The following is a 19,844-nucleotide window of genomic DNA, read 5'->3' as shown; positions in this document are numbered from 1 at the left end:
GTGGGACGGGTCTTGACCGGGCCGTCGGTTCCGAGTGATCTGGACGATGCTCGCTGGGAGTTGATCGAGCCGGCCCTGGTGCCCTCAAGCGGCAACTACCGGTTGGTGCCGACGCGCGACGGGGACGGCAAGTGCCGTGCAAGTGGGCGGCAATTACCGTCAGCAGGCTTGCGGGCATGACGACGAGCAATGCTTCCCATTCCACCGCCCACCCCTACACCCGCGAGATGGCGATGATCCACCGGGTGTTCCGCCGTGAGTCGCGCTTGCTGGCCGAACTCGTACAGGACGTTGCGCCATGGGACACCGTCCGCGCGGGGATCCTCGCCGAGCACTGGCGCGAGTACACCGTGGGGCTGCACGCCCATCACACCGGGGAAGACCAGGTGCTGTGGCCTGCCCTGCTCCCCCGCCTCGACATGGACGCAGAGCAGGTGCTGGCGATGGAGGCGCAGCACCACGAGCTCAGTACGGGGATGGACGAGGTCCAGGTGCTCATGGACCGGTGGCGGACGCAGGCGCCGGCAGCCGACCGTGACGAGCTGGCCGAGGCGCTGCGCCGACATCACCGCCAGTTGAGCGCCCACCTCGATGAGGAGGAGCAGGTGGTCATGCCGCTGGTCGTGCGCCACGTGAACGAGAGCGAGTGGCGCACGGTCGGGGAGCGGGGTCTGGCCGAGACGCCGAGAAACCGCCTGATGATCGCGCTGGGCGCCATCTTGGAGGACTGCCCGCCCGATGAGCGCCGAGAGTTCCTCGCCCGCCTGCCGGTCGCCGCGAGGGTGATGTGGAAGGTCCTCGGGCAGCGGCAGTACCGGCGCGAAACCCGCCGCATCCGCGGCCGGCACACGTCCGTCTGAGCCGCCAGGCCCTGCCGCGCGGCCCGGACGCCCGGCCGCCGTCCGCCCTGTACCGACCGACCCGCTTGAGGAACCTCCTGACCGATGCGCATCGGATTCTCCGTCCCCCAATTCGGCCCCTTCGCCGACCCCGATCACACTGCCGCCATGTGCGCGGCCCTGGAGGCGCTGGGCTGTCACAGCCTCTGGGTGGCCGACCGGCTGCTGTCGCCGCTGACTCCGCCCGAGGGCTACCCGGGCGGCACGATGCCGGCCCGGTACGGTACGCACCTCGATCCGCTGCTCGCGCTCGGTGTGGCGGCCTCGGTGACCGAGCGGGTGCGCCTGGGCAGCAGCACCCTCAACGCCCTGTGGCAGCCGCCCCTCGTTCTCGCCCGAGCGCTCACCACCCTGGACCTGATCAGCCGAGGGCGTCTGGACGTCGGGCTCGGGCTGGGCTGGATGCGTGAGGAGTACGAGGCCGTCGGAGTGCCCTGGCACGGGCGCGGTGGCCGGCTGGAGGAGACGCTGGACGTCCTCGAGGCCGTGTGGCGGTCCGGCACGGTCGTGCACACGGGGCCGCTGTGGACCATTCCCTCGTCCACCGTCCTGCCCCAACCGTTGCAGAGGCCGCGACCGCCCGTCCTGCTGGGCGGTTTCACCCCGGTCGCCCTGGAGCGGGTCGGCAGGCGTGCGGACGGCTGGCTCGCGGCCGCGATGCCGCTGCCGTACTTCGACGCCCTGTGGGCAGTGGCCCGCGAAGCGGCCGAGCGGGCGGGGCGCGACCCGGACGTGCTGCGTCGGGTGTTTCGCATCAACGCCCATGTCACCCAGGCCGCGGCGAATCCGGCGGAGACCTACCAGCGGGGAACGGTGCGCCAGCTCTGCGACCACCTGAGAACGATGTGCCGGGCGGACACCGACGAGGTACTGGTGGACCTCCAGCTGACGACGGACTCGCCGGAGGAGTACCTCGATCTGGCGGCGGAGTTCATGGCCCAACTGGTCCCGTAGCGTGGCTAGGAGGTGGGCGCCGCCGGCAGAGCGGCCAGGGCAGCTCGGGCGGAGGCCTCCCAATGGGGCGACTCCCAGGCGGCGGCCACCTGTACGGCGTCCAGGTAGTGACGCCTGGCCCGGTCCGGGCTGCCCAGGAACCGGGCGAGGTCGCCGAGGGTCTGGGCGATGGGCCGGTAGACGATGCTGAGGCTGCTCGCACCCCCTGCCCGCCCCTGGAGGGGCAGCAAGTCCGCGTAGACCCCGGCGGCGGCCTCCCGATCAGCGAAGGCGATCGCGGCCACACCGCGCAGGCCGGCCAGTATCGGATAGGCGAAGTCCCGCAGCAGCGGCGCGCGCCTGCCGAAGACTTCCCGGGCCTCGTCGGGCCGGTCTGCGGCGAGCAGGGCCAGGGCCGTGAGGGCTTCGTTGTGCGGCTGGTACTGCTCCCACACAGCGAGGAGCATGGGGAGGACCTCGGCGAGGCGGCCCTGCTGGAGCCGGATGCAGCCGATGGCCAGACCCGCGAGCCCGCTGAGGTCCACCGCCCCGGCCGCCCTCAGGTCCGCCACCGCCGCGCCCAGTTCCTGCTCCGCCTCCTCGAAACGGCCCTGCGCCATGGCGAGCAAGGGGCGGCGCAGCCTGGCCACCGCGAACGCGCCCTGCAGCTCATAGGTACGGGCGATCTCGTCAGCCCGTACGAGGCACTGCTCCATGCGCGCCGGCTCGTTGCCCGCTGCTGCCAGGCGGGCGGCGGTGTAGGCGCTCATCCAGGAGAGCTCGGGAATGTCCTGGGAGTCGGCCACCTCGGTGAGTTCCTTGTGCAGTTGCTCGTAGGCCACGGGATCGAGCTCGCAGTCCACCCGGCGCAGCAGCGAGGTGAGGGTCAGGCCCCGCATCCGGGGATCACCCAGGGCACGGGCGCGTTCGACCGCCTGGCGTGCGACGGCGACGGCCCGTGGATCGCTGTCGTCGAGGGCGTCGGCAAGCTGGTCGAGGAGCAGGACCCGCTGCCGGTCGTCCGGGCAGCCGGTCCGCAGCAGCCTGTCGAGCTCCTCGACGGCTTCGGGGTCGGAGTCCGCGTAGGCGCGGACGCGCCAGGGGGTCGGTTCGGTCCAGCTCGTGTACGCCTCGGTCAGCAGATCGTCCCTGCCTTCGGCACGGGCGATCCGCACGGCTTTCAGCTGGGCGTCGCGTGCGGGCACGACGGCACCCATCCGGATCCGGCAGTCGACCAGCTGGCCCAGTAGGCGGACCCGCAGCAGCGGGACGTCCTGGCCCGCGAAGGCCGCCGGGTGAGCAGCCAGCAGGTTCAGGGCCGCGTCGAGAAGCGTTTCGGCGTTCTGTGGGGCGTAGCGGCGTACGGCCTGCTCGCCCGCGAGGCGGGCGTGGTGGACCGCGGGCTCGGCGTCGTCGGTGAGCACGGGGGCCGCCTGGAGGAGGTGGTGGGCGATGGCGGCGACGTCGTCGGAACCCAGGGCGATCAGGCTGCGGCCCAGCCGGGAATGCATGCGGGCCAGCCGCAGGCGGGTGAGGTCGGCCTCCAGCGCGTCCCGTACGAGGGCGTGGGTGAACCGGATGGTGCCCGGTCTCGGTTCGGTGAGCAGTCCCGCGCTGACACCGGCGTCCAGGGCGTCGAGGAGCTGGTCGGCATCGTGGTCGGCCGCGTGGATCAACAGCGAGACCGGTGCCTCGCGTCCGGCGACGGCGGCCAGGCGCAGTCCGGCCGTCGCGGTCGGCGCGAGCAGGGCCAGCCGGCGCCGCAGCACGTCCTGGACCCCCTGAGGAATGCTGGCCAGGGCCCGCTCCTCGCCCTCGCCGGCCAGCAGCAGGCAACTCTCGCGCAGGTAGAAGGGGTTGCCGCCGGCCCGTTCGGCCAGGGCCACGGCGGCCCGCTCGCTCATGCCGGCCGCCGCGCGTCTCAAGAGGGCCTTCGCCTCGGTGTCCGACAGTCCGCCGAGTGCCAGCCGTACGGGGGCGCAGGCGGCCAGTCGGGCCAGGGCCGCGGTCAGATCACCCTCGCCGGTGCGGAACGAGCCGACCAGGAGCAGGGGCACGTCACGCAGTTGTTCGGCGCACAGCAGGAACAGCTCCACGCTCTCCTGGTCACCCCGGTGCAGGTCGTCCACGAAGATCGCCAGGGGCTGCCCTCGCCCGGCGTCCCGGAGCCACCCGAGCAGGGCCTTGTGGAGGCGGAAGCGTCGCGCCGGGCTGCCGTCCGGCTGCTCGGGACCGCTCAAGGTGCCGGGAGCGAGCAACGCCGCGAGTTCGTCGGCGTACGGGCCCGGCGGAGCGCTCTGCGCGAGGCGCGGAAGCAAGTCGAACCAGGCGCGGCCGGGCGGGGCGCCCTCGCTCTCCGGGCACCGCCCGATGGCGGACAGCCAGCCCTGGGCGGGCAGTTGCCCAAGGGCGGCTTCCAGCAGGCTCGACTTGCCGATGCCTGCTTCGCCGGAGACAAGGACCACCTGTGACCGTCCGGTCCGGGCCCGGTCGGCGGCCAAGGCCAGCCGGGTCAGCTCCTCGTCGCGGCCCAGCAGACGGTCCGTCGTCAGCACCGTAGGGGTGGCCCGCGCTCGGTGTTCCTCGGCCGCGACCAGCTCCTTTGCAGCCTGCGTGGCTCGGGGCGTGCCGGGGTGCACGGAGACCGCCGCGGGCACGCCGGTCTCCCGGTGCAGGAGGTCGAGACGCTGGTGCAGCAGTGCGTGCTCCAGCTCCAGCAGGGCGGGACCGGGGTCGATGCCGAGTTCCTCGCCGAGGACGCGCCGGGCCTGTCGCAGCACCGTCAGGGCGTCTCCTTGGCGGTCGCGGGCCCACAGCGCCAGCGCCAGCAGCCGCCACCCCTCCTCGTGCAGGGGCTGGTCCCTGGTCAGCGCCCGTGCCTCGGCGAGCGCTTGCGCGGCCTGACCGCAGCGCAACTGTGCCGCGGTGAGCCGCTCGCGTGCGGTGCGGCGGATCTCCTCCAGCCGGGTGCGCTCACCCGCGGTCCACGGCTCGTCCGCGAACTCGGCGTACGGCTGCCCGCCCCAGCCGGCGAGCGCCCGGGACAGGCGGTCGGCAGCCAGGTGGGCGGGCAGCCCCGTCGTGGAACCGGCCGCCACCCGGTCTTCGAACACCCAGGCGTCCACAGCGTCTCGCTCCACAGCGAGGGCGTAGCCATAGGGTGCGCTGAGCAGGATCCGGGCTGCAGCCCGCGGCGCCCGTCCCGGCTCCAGGGTTCGCCGCAGGCGCGCGATGTAGGCGTGCAGCGATGCCTGCGCGCTCGGTGGGACGCGGCTCGGCCACAACCTCTCGACGATGCGATCCGTGGGCACGACCGTGCCTTGCGCGAGCAGCAGTTGGGCCAGGACCATACGTGGGAGTCGGCCCCGCGTGTCCGCCGGTTGTCCGTCGACCTCCACCTGGAACGGACCGAGCACCTCAAAAGTGATCATGACAAGAACATCTTGACGTGCTCCCTGGCCGAAGTCCAGGGAGCACGTCAAGCACCACCCCTCCGCGGCTGAACCGCGTCGATCACACTGTCCACCACCTCGTTCACCGGCTTGGAGGCGTCGATGACCGTCGCGCCAAGGCTCTCGTAGATCGCTCGCATCCGAGGATTCCACTCCAGGGCCGCCGCGAGCTCTTCGGGATGTTGACCGAACGCATTCGTCGTGCGGGTCGCAAGCCGGTGGCGGAGGGTGTCCTCGTCGATGACCAGACAGACGGTGACGTCGAAAAGGTCGCGGACGTCTTCCTCGTTCTCCGCCGACCCACACAAGAACGCGATACGGGAACGCGACTCCTCGACGAGTGCCTCAACACGCTCGCGGACGATCACCCACCCGTATCGCTCCAGCCAGCCCTCGGGGACCGGATACGGAGGATCCATCACGACCTCGCCGCTGGACCGGTCGATCCAGCGGCTGAAGCCGTCCTCGTCGGCGTCGAACGCCACGTAGCCCCACGCGCGCAACACCCCGGAGACCGTGGACTTACCGGTGCCCGAATTGCCCGTCACCCACACGACTGTCACGCGGCCAGCCTAGCCACGACAGTCCCGGGCCAACGACGCAATTCGCCGCGATCACGCGAGGCGAAGCTTCCACCCCGGACACCTCGCCCGTTGCCGGACATCTCTGCGAGGGCACCCCGTTGCACCCCGCTCCGAAAGCTGCCGGACCGCCGAATCGCTTTGAACAGGATCGAATTGCTGGACCAGGCGCCCCAACCGCCGCAGGGTCGGTGCGATCACGGCAGGTCGGGACCCGTCAGTCGACCAGGTCGCCGATCCCGGCTCGCCGCGGGCCAGTACGAGTGCAATCACCAACGGGAGACCGGCGGCCTGAGCCTGACGGGCAGCCGCAGAAGGAAACCGCCTTTCCGGTCACGTCACCGGGAAGAACCGGCCCGGCATCCGCCCGGCGCCGGTGGGGAGGGCCGGCAACGCGCCCGGCCGCGACGGAGGGACACCACCATGCGCACCATCACGCGAGGCGCCGCCGCGCTCGCCATCGCCACGGCCGCCGTGGCAGCGATCGGCACCAGCTCGGCACAAGCGAACGACCGCACCGTGTACGGCTGTCCGGGCGGGGCGGTCTGCATCTACCCCCGGGACGCCGACATCCACAACAGCACGCCGACCAACATCTACTACAGCTACGGCGCCCACAACCTGAGCAACCAGTTCGGCAACCACTACGTGCTCAACAACCAGTACGGCGGCGCCAATGCCACCGCCCAGCTGTGCAACGGCTACAACGGCGCCGACTGCGTGATCACCATCGGGCTGAACGAGTTCGGCGTCTACAACCTCACGCCGATCAACTCGGTCGTGCTGAACCGACCGTAGCACCCGCCGACAGGCGTGATGGGGGCACGTTCCGGCACACCGATCCACCTCCAGACTTCCTGGTCTCACCATGTGTGGACGGCAGCGACCGGCCGCCTCACTGGCATTGACCGACACGGCACCTCATCGAACACATCAGCAGGGGGAAAACCATGAAGCTGTCCCGTCGCGCCACCACCGCCATCGCGCTGGCCGGGCTGGCCCTCGGAGGCACACTCGCCGCGACCACCCCGGCCTCGGCGGCCACGACCCACACCACCACCCAGGCAGCGCCCACGGCAACGTACAACGGTGCCTGCGGCACCGGCTACACGGTCATCGACTCCACGCCGGTCGGCAACTCCGGCAAGGTGTTCCTCACCTGGAACCAGTCGACCGGCAAGAACTGCGCCGTGACCGTGCGCAACACCGTGGGAAGGCAGATCAACGTGACTCCTCCCCCTCGTAAACGAGGCGGCTTCTCGTTATGCCGGTTTGGCTTCGCGACGGACCAGCCCGGCCCGTAGAACGTTGATTGCTCCCACCGTGTCCGCGTGCGCCGAGTGGCCGCACGAGACGCAGTGGAACCTTTCCTGAGTGGGCCGGTTCTCGTTGGCGGTGTGCCCGCATGCGGGACACCGCCGTGAGGTGTTGCGGGGGTCCACCGCCATCACTTGCCGTCCGGCTCCTTCCGCCTTGGCGGCCAGGATCGCGAGGAACACCCCCCATCCGGCATCGGCGATAGAGCGGTTGAGCCCGGCCTTCGCGGCGGCCCCGTTGGGCAGGAAGCTGCCCGGCTGTTCGGGGTCCGACTTCGGCGTGGGGGCCTTGCTCATGTTGCGGATCTTGAGGTCTTCGTGCGCGATGAAGTCGTGCTCACGCACGAGAGTGAGCGCGGTCTTGTGTGCGTGATCCAGGCGCTGACGGCGAACCTTGCGGTGCAGGCGAGCCACTGTTTCCACGGCCTTGCGCCGCCGTCTGCTTCCGCGCTTGCACCGGCTGAGGGCGTGCTGTGCGGCTTCGAGCCTCTTGGCGGCCTTCGCCCCGTGGCGGGGGTTGGCAACGAAGGCGCCGCCCGAGTCGGCGAGGAAATTCGCGATGCCCAGGTCGACGCCGACCACGCTGCCCGTGGCGGGGAGAGGTTCGGGCTGGGCCTGGTCAGCGGTCAGGATCACATACCAGCGGCGGCCTTCGCGCTTCACCGAGATCGTCTTGACCTTGCCGGCCACGGGCCGGTGCTGATGCACGCGGACGTGGCCGACGCCCTGCAGGCGGACCCGGGTCGTGGGGTTGTGCGGGGCGGAGTCCCAGCGGCAGCCATCGCCGTCCCTGGGAAAGTCCACGGTGTCGAAACGCCTGGACGACCGGAAGCGGGCATAGCCCGGCTTGCCTCCGGCCTTCACGCGGCGGAAGAACGCGACGAACGCCTTGTCGAGACGGCGCAAGGTGGCCTGCTGTGAGGAGAACGACCAGCGGCCCTGACACTCCGGGTCGAGGGCGCGGATGTCCTTGAGCTGGGCGGACTGCTGCCCGTACCGGACGGTGGTTTTCGAGGCGTGCCGGTAGGCGTCGCGGCGTTCCTGCAAAGCCCCGTTGTAGAGCGAGCAGTGATCACGCAGCATGTCCCCGAGCGCGGCGGCCTGGCCCACGGTGGGCCGCATGAGGAACTTGTACGCACGGATCATCCGGCCCACCCCCTTTCCTGATCAGCCTCCAAGATCCTACTGCGTTGGGCGTATGTCACCGCGCTGGGAACCAAATCCCGATGTCCGTGCCGGCCGTCACGTTGTCTGCAGCCTTCACGTTCATTTGGTGTTCGTCACCAGGTGCCGGCGTGGCGTCTTCGATGACGCGATGCTGGATCGCTGCGAAGAGATCATGCGCGAGGGGTGCGGCAGCTTCGAGGCGGAGTTGAAGGAGTTCAACGGCGAAGCCGATCACGTACGCCTGCTGATCCACTATCCGCCGAAGATCGCCCTGCCCAAGCTGATCAACAGTCTCAAGGGCGTCAGCTCCCGCTAGCTGTGGGCTGAGTACACCGGCCGCATCAACCGCATCGGCATGGGGTCAGTGTTCTGGTCCCGCTCCTACTTCGCAGCCTCGTGCCGCGGCCCACCACTCACCATGATCCGTCAGTACATCGAGCAGCAAAAACGTCCGCTCTTGAATGCAGGCCAGAGCAATCTCAGGATGCGTTTCCCTCCCCGGCTGACACCGGGGATACCCACGCAAGATCAGAGATGGAGGTGACCCTGGACGCCCTCGGCGACTCCGACGAGCCCTCCGTCGACGAATCCCGGCCGCCACCCGCGCCCGTCTCGGCATTGCCCATGTCCCCGAGGGACGGGGCATCTTCTCCGCTCTCACCCTGGCGGAACATCTGCGCCTCGCCCATCGGGGAGAGCGCCTGGACGAGGCCGCCGCCTACCGTTACTTCCCGGTCCTGTCCCGCCTCAAGGACCGCAGGGCAGGCCTGCTCTCGGGCGGCGAGCAACAGATGCTCGCCATGGGGCGCGCACTGGCCCGGCGCCCGAAACTGCTTCTGCTCGACGAACTGAGCCTCGGCCTGGCGCCCATCATCGTGGAGGAGCTGCTGCCCGTCGTACGGCGCTACGCGGACGACTCCGGCTGCGGCGTCCTGCTCGTCGAACAGCACGTCGGCCTGGCCCTGGAGGTCGCGGACCACGGCTACGTCCTCTCCCACGGCGAAGTCACCACCCACGCCGCGGCCCGGGAACTCGGCGCCGACCAGGCCAGGATCGTCGCCGGCTATCTCGGCGAACACCCCGCCTGACCCATCCCCCGGGCCTCGAACACGGCCTCTCAGCCGCGGCCGGCCACGCAGGACAGCCGGCCCGGCACTCGAGGCTGCCCGGATCCCCACGACAGGAGTTGCGTTGTTCACTTTTCCCAGCACCGACGGTGTCACGATCCACGTGCACGAATGGCGGCCCGGCACACCACCGCGTGCCGTCGTGCAGATCGCCCACGGCATGGGCGAACACGCGGGCCGCTACGCGCCGCTCGCCGCGGCACTGACCGAGCAGGGCTACGCCGTCTACGCCAACGATCACCGCGGACACGGACTCAGCAGACATGCCGCACCCGGCCATCTCGGTGACAACGGCTGGAACCGGCTCGTCGACGACATGGCCGCCCTGTCGGCAGTCGCCCGCGAACGGCACCCGGGTCTCCCGCTGGTGCTGATCAGCCACAGCCTCGGGTCCTTCTCCGCCCAGCAGTACATACTGCGGCATGCCGCCCTCATCGACGCTGTCGCGCTGACCGGCACCACAGCGGTCGACCTGATGCTCGCGGGACAGACCGCCTAAGAAGACCCCCTGCGCGCCCTCAACGCGGCCTTCGAGCCCGCCCGGACGCCCTTCGACTCGCTCAGCCGCGACGAGCGCGCCGTCGACGCCTACCTCGCGGACCCTCTGTGCGGCTTCAGCCTCGACGCGCAGGGCATGGCGGACCTCGCCGCCGCACTGCCCACGCTCGCCGATCCCCAGGGCGTTCCGGCCCGGCTTCCCCTCTGCGTCATGGTCGGAGACAGGGACCCGCTCAACGAACAACTCCAGCTCAGTGACCTGCTGGTGAAGCGCTACCGCACCGTCGGCGTCACGGACATTACGTACCGGACATATCCGGGAGCCCGCCACGAACTGTTCAACGAGACCAACAGCCAGGAGGTCATCAGGGACCTGCTGACCTGGCTGCACCAGACCCTGCCCCGCTGACCTCCCTTGCACGATCGGATCCACCGTGCGGTCAATCCCTTTCCTGCTTTCGCCCATCAGTGAAGACACACCCCCATCACCCGCTTGGTGCGCGACACTTGGTACGCGTACGGCGTGCCACGCTTCACCCAGCCCGACGGCGCGAAGCGTGACGTTCCCCTACATGAGGTGCTGTGATCAGTGAAGTCCGGTAAGTCGAGCCTGGCAGCGTGGCTGCACCACCTCGACGTCGAGGTTCTGGAGCAGGTACTCGCAGCACGGCCGGACGCCGTGGCCCCGCCTCAGCCCCGCTCGGTCAGCGAACTGGCTGAACGCTTACAACGCCCGGGCTCGGTGGCGCTCGCGCTGCCCCCGCTCCCGCTGCCCGCCCTGCAGGCGGCCGAGGCGCTGGCGGTCCTGAGTTCGCCGGCATCTCGACATGTCGTTGCGGATCTGCTCGGCGCGAGCGAGGGAGAGGCCGCCCGCGGACTGGAAGCTGCGCTCCAGACATTGTTCACTCGCGCGCTGGTCTGGCCGGACAGCGAGGGAAATCTGCACATGGCGTCCGCGCTACGGCGGGCGTGGGACGCCCCTCTCGGACTGGACAAGTCGCTGGCGACGCTGTTGAACGATGCGACGTCCGAGGAGTTGCGGCGCATCCTCGCGACCCTGGGTGTGCGGCCTCCGAGCACCAAGTCGCAGCGTCTCGCGACACTCGTGGAGCACCACACTGATCCGGCACGTATCACCGAGATGGCCGCCCGGGCGCCGGCCGACACCAGGCAACTGCTGGAGCGGCGGGCGGACCCCGCGTACCGACCGGAGGTATTCGGCGCCTTCGGAGTGCAGTCCGTCTCCGAGCCGGGTGCCCGCTGGGCGCTGGAACGGGGACTGCTGGTCCAGAGGCGCTACGACTACGGCCCCGCGCACATGCCCGCGGAGGTGGCTCTCGCACTGCGCGGGCCGGGCTGGCACGCTCCGTTCGACCCCACACCGCCCGTCCCGCTCCTTGCCCCCATCACCCCGGCGGAGGTCGACAGCGAGGCGGCCTCCGCGGCCACGGCGTTCGCCGCCCACGCCGCCTCGGTGTTGTCGGTGTGCGCGACGGCTCCGCCCGCCCGGTTGAAGTCCGGCGGTGTCGGAGCCCGCGAGCTGGCCCGGCTCGGCAAAGCGGCACGCTGCGAGGACACCGTCGTGCGCCTCACCCTGGAAACGGCGTACCAGGCCGGACTCCTGGCCCGGGACGGTGACCGGGTCACGACGACGGACGCCTACGACACCTGGGCCGAGGCGGAACCCGCCGAGCGGCTACCGGTGTTGCTGCACGCTTGGTGGACGCTTGGACTCACCCCCTCGCAGACCCGGGACGAGGACAACAAGACGCTGGCAGCCCTGGCCGGTACTCACTCCTGCGTCGGTTGTCTCCAGGCCCGGCAGGGGCTGCTCACCGCCACTTCCCATCTGCCGGCCGGGCAGGGCGCGAAGGACGCGGCCGAACTGGGCCCTCTCACCCACTGGTCACGGCCCCTCGCCGAGGTCCTGCCGCAGGACACGACACCGTTCGCCACGGCGATCCGGGAAGGCGAGCTGCTCGGCGTCCTGGCTCGCGGAGCGTTGTCCCCGATCGGCGCCGCCCTGCTGGCCGACAGCACCGAAGAACTGGCCACGGCCTGCGATCGGCTGCTGCCCACCGCCACCACAACGGCCCGCTTCGGCAGCGACCTGACCGCCGTCGTCACCGGCACACCCGCCGCACGTCTGGTCACGCTCCTCGACTCGGTCGCCGAGCGGGAGACCAGCGGTACAGCCTCGACGTGGCGGTTCAGCCCGGCAAGCGTCCGCCGCGCCCTGGACGCCGGCCGCGGCCCGGACGCCATCCAGGCCGACCTCGCCGCCGTAGCCGCCAACCCGCTGCCCCAGCCCCTGGCATACCTGATCACGGACACCGCACGCAGCCATGGACGGATCCGCGTCACCTCGGCCGCCTGCGTCATCCACGGCGAGGAGCCCGCCCTTCTCACCGAGATCGCCGCCCATCGCAAACTCGCCAAACTGGGCCTGCGGCACCTCGCCCCCACCGTCCTCGTCAGCCGCACCCCGCTCGAGAAGACCCTCACGGCACTGCGCGCCGAGGGATACTCGCCCGTGGCGGAGACGGCCGACGGAACCGTGCGCGTCGAACGACCCCGCAGCCACCGGGCGACGCCGTCGGTACCGACCCAGCGGACAGCGATCGGCGGACCCGGTGTCCGGTCCCGCACGGCTGCCGCCCCACGGCGGGCCGAACTGACCGCGCTTGCCACCCGGCTGGCGGACGCGCCACTCGCCCAACCCGCCCCAGACCCGCACAACGACGCCCCCTCCGCCACCGGTACCGAAGAGATCATCGCCGGGCACGCGACCCACCTCTCCCACACCGACGTCCGCCAACTCGCCCACGCCGTCGACAACGACACGGCAATCACCATCGATTACGTCGCCGCCTCGGGCAGCCGCACGATCCGCACCGTCAGCCGCCTCGAGCTCGACCCTCCGTATCTGTACGCCTGGTGTCATCTGCGCGACGACGAGCGGGTGTTCACACTGTCACGCATTCACGGGGTGATGCCCCCGGCGTAGTGCCGAGCGGCGGAAACCGGGCGCGACCGGCCGCACCTACTGAAGCCGCCACTTCTGGTTGGCGGCGCCTGTGCAGCTCCAGATCTGCGCTCGGGCCCCGTTCGCCGAGGAGTTGTCGGTCACGTCCAGGCACTTGTTCGCCGCGGTGTTCACAATGTCCCCGGTGGCGGGGTTGTACGACCACTGCTGGGCACCGGTGCCATTGCAGTCGTACAGCTGCACCGTGGCCCCGTCCGAGGTCGACGCGGACGTGACGTCGAGGCACTTGCCCAGGGCGCGGACCGATCCGTCGCCCTGCACGGTCCACTGCTGGGCTGCGGAGCCGTTGCAGTCGTAGAGCTGGACGGCCGTGCCGTTCGCGCTCGAACCGCCCGCCACGTCCAGGCACTTGCCGGCCAGGCCCACGAACGACCCGCTCGTGCTGCCGCCGCCGGACTGGGTGCCGTTCCAGGTGAAGGTGGCCGAGGTCTTACCCGGCAGCGAGTAAGTGGCGTGCTGCGAGCCCCAGTTGATGGTCACCGTCTTGGCACTGGCGGCGTCGTTGTAGGCGATCAGCGCCTTGGAGCCGTCGGGGTTGCGCCAGGCCACGTTCGGCACGCTCGTGGACGCGGTGGAGGCGATGCGCTGGGCGCCGGGCCGGACGAACTTCGTCAGCTGGCCCATCGTGTAGTACTCGATGGTGTAGTCGACGGTCCCGCCGGCGCCGTCGCCGTTGTGAACGGTGATCAGTCCGGTGCAGGTGCCGCAGCCGCCGTTGTGCGGGCCCATGTTCTGGTCCACCGCGAGAGACCATTTGGTCACCGACTTCGCCCAGTTGCGGGTGTAGTCGATGATGTTGTTCATATCCTCGCGCTGCTGGTTGGCGATCCAGGTGCCGCCGGAGTGCTCGGTGCCGAACGCGTCCAGGTTCGGGTACTGGTTGTGCACGGCGGTCTGCTTGGAGACGTCCCCGCCGTAGCCGTGCCAGGCGATGCCGCCGAAGTTGGGGTGGTTACGGATGGCCGGGTCGTCGACGGAGGCGGCCGCGTAGGAGTCGTAGACGTCCCAGTTCCAGTCGTGCGCGAGGACCTTGGTGGACAGGCCCGCGGACTGTAGCTTCGGCAGCAGTTCGCTCTTGAGGAAGTACTGGAGGCCGGAGGCGTTCCAGCTCATCGACGGATAGCCGGAGCAGCAGGTGGGCTCGTTCTGCGGGGTGACGTAGGAGACGTTGACGCCCTGGTTCTTGTACGCCTGGAGGTACTTCACGAAGTAGTTCGCGTAGGCCCCGTAGTCCTCCGCCTTCAGCCAGCCGCCGTTGAGCGAGCCGCTGTCCTTCATCCAGGCCGGAGCCGTCCATGGCGAGGCCATGACAGTCAGAGAGGGATTGAGCTGGAGAGCCTGCTTGGTCAGCGGGAGGACGTCCGCGAGGTCGTGCGCGATGGAGAAGCTGTTCAGGTTCGGGTCGGTCTGCCCGGACGGGACGTCGTCGTAGGTGTAGCCGTAGCGTGCGAGGTCCGAGGCTCCCATCGGATTGCGCAGGAACGACAGCCCGATGCCGTCCGTCGGCGAGAACAGCTTCTTCATCGTGGCGTCGCGTGTCGCCTGCGAGAGCGCGCCGCTGGAGTTCATCAGCCAGGCCGCGGTGTCCGTGAAGGACGCGCCACCGCCGGTAAAGGTCTGGTACCGGGTGTTCTCGTCGACGGTGATGTTCTCACCGCCGCCACCCGTTCCGGACTGGAAGGTGAACGGCGCCTGCGGCTGAAGTCCGCGCGTGACGTGGCGTCCGGCTGAGTCGTCGGTGGTAGTGAGCCAGGCGGTGACCTGTTCACCGGCCGCGTGCGCGGGGGGAACGAACGCGGTGAAGCCGGCCGCGGAGAGCACGCCGGCCAGCAGCAGCCGCAGTGCGTGTGGGGGGCTTCTCACGGGGCATCCCTTCCTGACGGTACGTCCTGACGGGTCTGCGGGGCATAGATAACTCACGTCATGAACAAAGTCATGAGTGAACTGCTCGAGCCAGAGTGAACCAGAACGGCGGGAAAAGGTCCATACCAAGAACCCGAGAGCCGAGCCGTGCGCGGGCCCTCCACGATTTTCAGGTCAAGACGGCAACGGCCCATGGCTGCCAGGCCGTCTCACGGCCGGAGAGGTCGGCGGCGCCGGAGTTGACGTAGGTCGGTCAAGGACAGTCGTAGGTGAAGTGGGCAGTGGCTGCGCGGGCGGCAGGGGCGAGGAGGCGCAGCTCGGCCCGGGCCGTGCGATGTCCTCGCCCTTGATACGTCCACCGCAGGTGCAGACGCGCGTGTATCTGCCCGCGGACCATCACCTCGTGCAGGACGCCGGACGACGTGCCGTCGCTTCGAACCCAACGGTAGGAAAGTGTGCCGGAACGACCGTTGGTGGTGACGAGGCCGACGACATCCGCGGTGTTGTCGCATCGCAGAACTGTCGGCCGGGCCGTGACCGTCACCCCGGTGACCTCAAGGGAATGCCCGAAGCGCTGCCAGGCCAGGAACGCGAGGACGGCTGCCACCACGAGCGCCGGCAGAACGTGTCGGCGCAGCTTCCGACCGGCGAGAGGGGGAGGCGACGACGCAGTGGGCGGTGTCTGCCCGGTCCGGTGGGCGACGGCGGCTGTCACACCGGGACCGAAACGCAGCACGCTCCCCTCGACGCGATCCGGCCGTACCGAGGGAACGCTCACCGACGGCCGGTCGACGAGAGTGTCGTCCGACTCGGGGCGCTGGATCCAGTGGCTGGCAAGCACGGTGGCGCTGTACTCGCCGTCGGAGGAAGAGGAGGATTCGACGTCCGGTGCGCTGGCGTCAGCAGGGCCGAGGTGGAGGGTGGCGCTGTGCGCGTCGACGGGCGCGAGCACCTGGGTGGACTCCTCCGCCTCCTCCGGGGACGTGGGACCGGTGTCGTTCTGAGCGGTCATCGGAGCTCACACTGTCTGGTCAGGATCTGCTGGGAAGCACCACCGGACGCGGGCGCCGGACTGGTCGTGGCCTGAACCGTCCAGTAGCAGCCGTCGTTCTGGAAGGTGTGGTCGACGGTGATCGAGTACTGGGTGGCGCCGCTGCGCTCGAAGGTCTGGGACGTACCGTCGGCAGAGCCGGGCTGCCCACTGGTGCTGCCCGTGAGCCACGAGACCGTGACGGACAGCGGTCCGGTCCCGTCCGTGGTGACGGTGATGGTCGCGGTGGCGGTCGTGGGACCTGTCTGCTGGAAGGCCGACACCGCGACATCCTTGACGGCGGGGCCGGCCGGCGTGGTGGCGGTGGTGACCGTCGGTGTCGCTGTCGTGGACGTGGTTGCCCCGCCGGGCGTCGTCCCGTCGATGGGAGGCGTGGTGGCGGAAGTCGGGGGCTCACCGGTCTCGGTGGGCGGCGCGCCCGAGGGCGAGAGACCGGGGGACGAAAGGCCGGGGGACGGCGACAGGTCGGCCGGCGTGGTGGGCGTTGCGGGGGCTCCGGTGGGTGCCGCCGAGTCGGTGCTGGCCTGCGCGGCGGTGGTGGCCAGGGCCTCGGCGGTCCGTTGCGCGGCGCCTGCCTGGGCCTGGTGGATGCCGTACGTGAGCAGGATGCCCAGGAGCACGACGGCAGCCGAGACGAGCATCCCGGGTCGGCCGGGTAGCCACGACCGGGTCCAGTGGTGGCGTGGCGGCTGAGTCAGGACCGTGCGCGCGGTGTCCGTGGTGCTGCGGGGGGCGCGGGCCGAGGGCAACAGCAGTGCCAGCAGGGCCACCAGAGCAGCGAGCCGGGCCCGGCCGCGTTCCTCCCAGTCGGCACCGTAGGCGGCACCTGCGACCGTCTCCAGTTCTCGCACGAAGGTATCGGCGTCCGCCGGCCGCTCCTCCGGTGCCTTGGCCAGACCGCGACGGACCAGCTCACGGACCGCTCCTGGAACCTGTTCGACAGGGACGGGTGCGTCGACGTGCTGCAGGGCGAGTTCGGCGATGTTGTCGCCCGCGTACGGTTTGTGACCCGTCAGGCACTCGAAGAAGGTCGCAGTGGCCGCGTACACGTCCGCGGCGCGAGAGGCGGGGGCGCCCGTCCACTGCTCGGGAGCCATGTAGGACGGGGTCCCGGCCACGCCGGCGCTCGTACCGGCATCCACTGCGATTCCGAAGTCGACCAGCTTGGACGATCCGGCCGTGTCGACCAGGACGTTCTCGGGCTTGTAGTCGCGGTGGACGACTCCGACGCGGTGCGCGTCGGCCAGGCCGAGCAGCGACCCCTTGAGAAGAACGAGTGCGGCCTCGGGTTCGAGCCGTCCCTGACGGGTCAGCAGCGTTCGCAACGAGACGCCGTCCACCAGTTCCATCACGATGGCGGCACCGTCCGGACTCTCCACGTACTCATAGAGGCCGGTCACGTACGGGCTCTGGAGCCCACCAAGCAGACGCGCCTCCGACCGGAACTCGTACACGAAACCCGGTCGGGTACGCAGGGACTCACTGAGGTACTTCACCGCGACCGGCACGCCGGTCTCCGCGTGCACGGCCAGCACTACGCGACCGCTCGCTCCCGCCCCGAGCTCAAGAGACTCGGTGTATCCGGGCACCACCCACGTGCTCACATCATCCCCCCGGCCGGTGTACCGCTGTACGTGACCGACTCCGCAGCGCTGGAACCTTGGATTGAGAGACACATTTTCAGCCACCGCGGTTGCCGGCACAGGACCTTACTCCTCCCCCGGTCCACGCATCCCGCCTCACGCACCATGGACAGAAGGCGGCGGCACCGAGGGTGTCGCGGAGGGGCGGCCGTGTCACGAGCTCAGACTGCGAGTTTCCGGGGAGCGGCTCAGTGCGATCCGGATTCCGCCGTGGGGAGCCCCTCCGGCGCCGTGCCGTCCGTGACGCTCAGCTCCTGGGTCCCTACGACGGACAGCAGTTCGAGCTGTTCGGCTCCACGGCTTCCGGGCGGTGCGGTGAACCACAGCAGGCGTTGCCGTCCGTCCTCGCTGAGGAGGTTGTGGCAGTCGAGTTCGATGACGCCGAGCAGGGGGTGGATGATCTTCTTGCGGTCCATTCGACGCACCGCGACGTCGTAGGTGTCCCAGAGCGTCGAGAACTCCTGGCTGCGGCGGCGAAGGACGGCGATCATCTTCGCGACCTCCGCGTCCCGGCCGCGCCGGGCGGCTGCCGCCCGGAGGTCGGTCACGAACACCCGGGAGTGGTGGGGGTGATCCTCGGGCGGGTGGATCTCGCGTGTCCGCGGGTCGGTGAACCAGCGGTAGACGAAGCTCGCCGTCGGGCCGCGCTGGGCGGGGGACCCGCCGAGCAGGTTCCGGGCCAGGTCGTTTTCCACCAGGGTCTCGTGCAGGTCGGTGATGACGCGTGCCGGTGTGTTGGAAAGGCGGTCCAGCAGGCCCAGTAGCGCGGGCTGTACGTGGGCCGATGGTCCGTGCGTCGACCGGGGGATCGGGCGTTCGGCGAGGTGGAACAGGTGGTCGCGCTCATCGCCGTTGAGGCGCAGTGCTCTGGCGAGGGCGGCCAGGGTCTGGGCCGAGGGCTGTACGCCATGCCTGCCGCCGCCGCGTTCCAACTCGGTGTAGTAGTCGGCCGACAGCCCTGCGAGCTGGGCGACTTCCTCGCGGCGCAGCCCGGGGACGCGCCGGCGCGGGCCGTGGGGCAGACCGACGTCGGCGGGGCGGATGCGGTCGCGGCGGGTCCTGAGGAATGCGCCGAGTTCGGGAAGGTTCACCCCTCCATGGTCGTAGACGCGCGGGACCGTAGCCAGGGGGTGGCAACCCCTGGGTGGACGCAGCCCTGGCTTGGGGTGGGGAAGGGGGCGATCGTGGAGGACGCAGCAGGGGCGACGGCAAGCACCTCGCCGCCCCCGAGCCTCCACCACCCCCCTCGCATCGATCACAGGAGTCAGCCATGCCCACCCGCACGTCCCTCGACCAGACCACCGCCCCACCCCGTGTCGCGATCGTCACCGGCGGCTCGCGTGGCATCGGCCGCCGAACCGTCGGCCGGCTGGCCGCCGACGGCTACATGGTCGTGGTCGGCCATGCCGGCAACCAGGAGCAGGCCGAAGCCGCCGTGAAGGAGGCCGTCGAGGGTGGCGCCCAGGCGATCACGGTGCGCGCCGACGTCGCCGACGAACGCGCCGTCGCGGCCCTGTTCGATCTGGCCGAAGCGGAGTTCGGTTGTGTCGACGTCGTCGTGCACGCGGCCGGGCGGGCCCAGATGGCGCCGATCGCCGAGCTGGACCTGTCCGTCCTGGACGACCTGTATCGCACCAACGTTCGCGGCACCTTCGTCGTCGCTCAGCAAGCCGCCCGTCGGGTGCGCCCGGGCGGCGCGATCGTGATGTTCTCCACGTCCGTGGTGGGGCTTGCGTTCCCGACCTACGGCGCGTACTCCGCCAGCAAGGGCGCGGTCGAGGCGCTGACGCCGATCCTGGCCCGGGAACTGCGGGGACGGGACGTCACCGCGAACACCGTGGCACCCGGCCCCACGGCCACCGACATGTTCCTGGACGGCAAGGACGAGGAGACCATCGCCCGCCTGGCCGCCCAGCCCCCGCTGGAACGGCTCGGCACCCCGGCCGACATCGCCGAGGTCGTCGCGTTCCTGGCCTCCCCCGCCGGCCACTGGATCAACGGGCAAATCATCCGCGCCAACGGCGGAATCATCTGAATCTCCCTCAACGACCCATCCCTATAGGCAATTTGGGCAAGCGCCTCGCCGTGCTCATCCCTTCTGCGCGACGTGACCGAGGTCGCTGAAGCCGTCGTAGCGACTGGTCGCGACGAAGCACGGCACTGAGCCTCTGCGCACCCTCATGAACCCCAGCCGAGACGGCAGCGAAGTCGTCTCCGCGGTGGCCGACCGCCTCCGCGCTGACTTCTTCCGCGGCATCGGACTGGACA

14 protein-coding genes and 2 pseudogenes are annotated in these 19,844 nt (G+C 70.2%); 9 read left to right on the top strand and 7 right to left on the bottom strand.

Features of this window, described 5'->3' with window-relative positions; all coding sequences use genetic code 11:
* The first annotated feature begins 176 nt into the window (after positions 1–176).
* Both ABZ453_RS29590 and ABZ453_RS29585 read left to right on the top strand, forming a co-directional pair.
* A complete protein-coding gene (locus ABZ453_RS29590; protein WP_359019480.1) occupies positions 177–860 on the top strand; it encodes a hemerythrin domain-containing protein in 684 nt (227 codons plus the stop codon).
* A gap of 84 nt (positions 861–944) precedes the next feature.
* Positions 945–1,853, top strand: coding sequence for a TIGR03619 family F420-dependent LLM class oxidoreductase (locus ABZ453_RS29585; protein ID WP_359019478.1), 909 nt, complete (start codon positions 945–947; stop codon positions 1,851–1,853).
* Between the two features lie 5 nt (positions 1,854–1,858).
* Here ABZ453_RS29585 and ABZ453_RS29580 read toward each other — a convergent pair whose 3' ends face one another.
* Together ABZ453_RS29580 and ABZ453_RS29575 are read right to left on the bottom strand one after the other, a co-directional pair.
* Positions 1,859–5,263 carry a BTAD domain-containing putative transcriptional regulator gene (locus ABZ453_RS29580; protein WP_359019476.1) on the bottom strand — a complete coding sequence of 1,135 codons (3,405 nt, stop codon included), beginning with the start codon at positions 5,261–5,263 and terminating at the stop codon, positions 1,859–1,861.
* Between the two features lie 47 nt (positions 5,264–5,310).
* On the bottom strand, positions 5,311–5,838 hold the full coding sequence (locus ABZ453_RS29575; RefSeq protein ID WP_359019474.1) for a hypothetical protein: 528 nt from the start codon (positions 5,836–5,838) through the stop codon (positions 5,311–5,313).
* 450 nt (positions 5,839–6,288) lie between these two features.
* Between ABZ453_RS29575 and ABZ453_RS29570 the strand changes: the two genes are divergently transcribed.
* Together ABZ453_RS29570 and ABZ453_RS29565 are read left to right on the top strand one after the other, a co-directional pair.
* Positions 6,289–6,663 (top strand): hypothetical protein, encoded by a 375-nt coding sequence (locus ABZ453_RS29570; RefSeq protein ID WP_356767181.1) that lies wholly within the window; start codon positions 6,289–6,291, stop codon positions 6,661–6,663.
* Positions 6,664–6,815: 152 nt separating this feature from the next.
* Positions 6,816–7,169 carry a hypothetical protein gene (locus tag ABZ453_RS29565; protein ID WP_359019472.1) on the top strand — a complete coding sequence of 118 codons (354 nt, stop codon included), beginning with the start codon at positions 6,816–6,818 and terminating at the stop codon, positions 7,167–7,169.
* Here the strand turns inward: ABZ453_RS29565 and ABZ453_RS29560 are convergent.
* Positions 7,128–8,327, bottom strand: coding sequence for a transposase (locus ABZ453_RS29560; protein WP_359019470.1), 1,200 nt, complete (start codon positions 8,325–8,327; stop codon positions 7,128–7,130). The two genes, ABZ453_RS29565 and ABZ453_RS29560, sit on opposite strands and share 42 nt — an antisense overlap.
* Positions 8,328–8,379: 52 nt before the next feature.
* Here ABZ453_RS29560 and tnpA point away from each other — a divergent pair.
* The 4 genes and pseudogenes from tnpA to ABZ453_RS29540 form a co-directional block, all read left to right on the top strand.
* Positions 8,380–8,802: pseudogene (tnpA, locus tag ABZ453_RS29555) on the top strand (IS200/IS605 family transposase); the annotation flags it as partial.
* Between the two features lie 73 nt (positions 8,803–8,875).
* On the top strand, positions 8,876–9,436 hold the full coding sequence (locus tag ABZ453_RS29550) for an ATP-binding cassette domain-containing protein (RefSeq protein WP_359019541.1): 561 nt from the start codon (positions 8,876–8,878) through the stop codon (positions 9,434–9,436).
* Positions 9,437–9,578: 142 nt separating this feature from the next.
* Positions 9,579–10,382: pseudogene (locus tag ABZ453_RS29545) on the top strand (lysophospholipase).
* A gap of 180 nt (positions 10,383–10,562) precedes the next feature.
* A complete protein-coding gene (locus tag ABZ453_RS29540) occupies positions 10,563–12,980 on the top strand; it encodes a helicase C-terminal domain-containing protein (protein WP_359019468.1) in 2,418 nt (805 codons plus the stop codon).
* A 36-nt stretch (positions 12,981–13,016) separates the two neighbouring features.
* Here ABZ453_RS29540 and ABZ453_RS29535 read toward each other — a convergent pair whose 3' ends face one another.
* The 4 genes from ABZ453_RS29535 to ABZ453_RS29520 form a co-directional block, all read right to left on the bottom strand.
* A complete protein-coding gene (locus ABZ453_RS29535) occupies positions 13,017–14,882 on the bottom strand; it encodes a ricin-type beta-trefoil lectin domain protein (RefSeq protein ID WP_359019466.1) in 1,866 nt (621 codons plus the stop codon).
* 253 nt (positions 14,883–15,135) lie between these two features.
* Positions 15,136–15,894 carry a hypothetical protein gene (locus ABZ453_RS29530; RefSeq protein ID WP_359019464.1) on the bottom strand — a complete coding sequence of 253 codons (759 nt, stop codon included), beginning with the start codon at positions 15,892–15,894 and terminating at the stop codon, positions 15,136–15,138.
* A complete protein-coding gene (locus ABZ453_RS29525) occupies positions 15,891–17,537 on the bottom strand; it encodes a serine/threonine-protein kinase (protein WP_359019462.1) in 1,647 nt (548 codons plus the stop codon). Before ABZ453_RS29525 ends, ABZ453_RS29530 begins: the two co-directional genes overlap by 4 nt.
* 227 nt (positions 17,538–17,764) lie before the next feature.
* On the bottom strand, positions 17,765–18,667 hold the full coding sequence (locus ABZ453_RS29520) for a helix-turn-helix transcriptional regulator (RefSeq protein WP_359019460.1): 903 nt from the start codon (positions 18,665–18,667) through the stop codon (positions 17,765–17,767).
* A 179-nt stretch (positions 18,668–18,846) separates the two neighbouring features.
* Between ABZ453_RS29520 and ABZ453_RS29515 the strand changes: the two genes are divergently transcribed.
* Positions 18,847–19,611, top strand: coding sequence for an SDR family oxidoreductase (locus ABZ453_RS29515; protein ID WP_359019458.1), 765 nt, complete (start codon positions 18,847–18,849; stop codon positions 19,609–19,611).
* Positions 19,612–19,844: the final 233 nt, after the last annotated feature.

It is taken from the genome of Streptomyces sp. NPDC005799, assembly GCF_040630525.1.
Lineage (GTDB): Bacteria > Actinomycetota > Actinomycetes > Streptomycetales > Streptomycetaceae > Streptomyces > Streptomyces griseorubiginosus_B.
This window is presented reverse-complemented; position numbering and strand designations above follow the sequence as displayed.

Bases quoted from the DNA above. Each gene is read 5' to 3' on its own strand.
- ABZ453_RS29590 (WP_359019480.1), top strand. From the start codon at position 177: ATGACGACGAGCAATGCTTCCCATTCCACCGCCCACCCCTACACCCGC.
- ABZ453_RS29585 (WP_359019478.1), top strand. From the start codon at position 945: ATGCGCATCGGATTCTCCGTCCCCCAATTCGGCCCCTTCGCCGACCCC.
- ABZ453_RS29580 (WP_359019476.1), bottom strand. From the start codon at position 5,263: ATGATCACTTTTGAGGTGCTCGGTCCGTTCCAGGTGGAGGTCGACGGA.
- ABZ453_RS29570 (WP_356767181.1), top strand. From the start codon at position 6,289: ATGCGCACCATCACGCGAGGCGCCGCCGCGCTCGCCATCGCCACGGCC.
- ABZ453_RS29565 (WP_359019472.1), top strand. From the start codon at position 6,816: ATGAAGCTGTCCCGTCGCGCCACCACCGCCATCGCGCTGGCCGGGCTG.
- ABZ453_RS29560 (WP_359019470.1), bottom strand. From the start codon at position 8,327: ATGATCCGTGCGTACAAGTTCCTCATGCGGCCCACCGTGGGCCAGGCC.
- ABZ453_RS29530 (WP_359019464.1), bottom strand. From the start codon at position 15,894: ATGACCGCTCAGAACGACACCGGTCCCACGTCCCCGGAGGAGGCGGAG.
- ABZ453_RS29515 (WP_359019458.1), top strand. From the start codon at position 18,847: ATGCCCACCCGCACGTCCCTCGACCAGACCACCGCCCCACCCCGTGTC.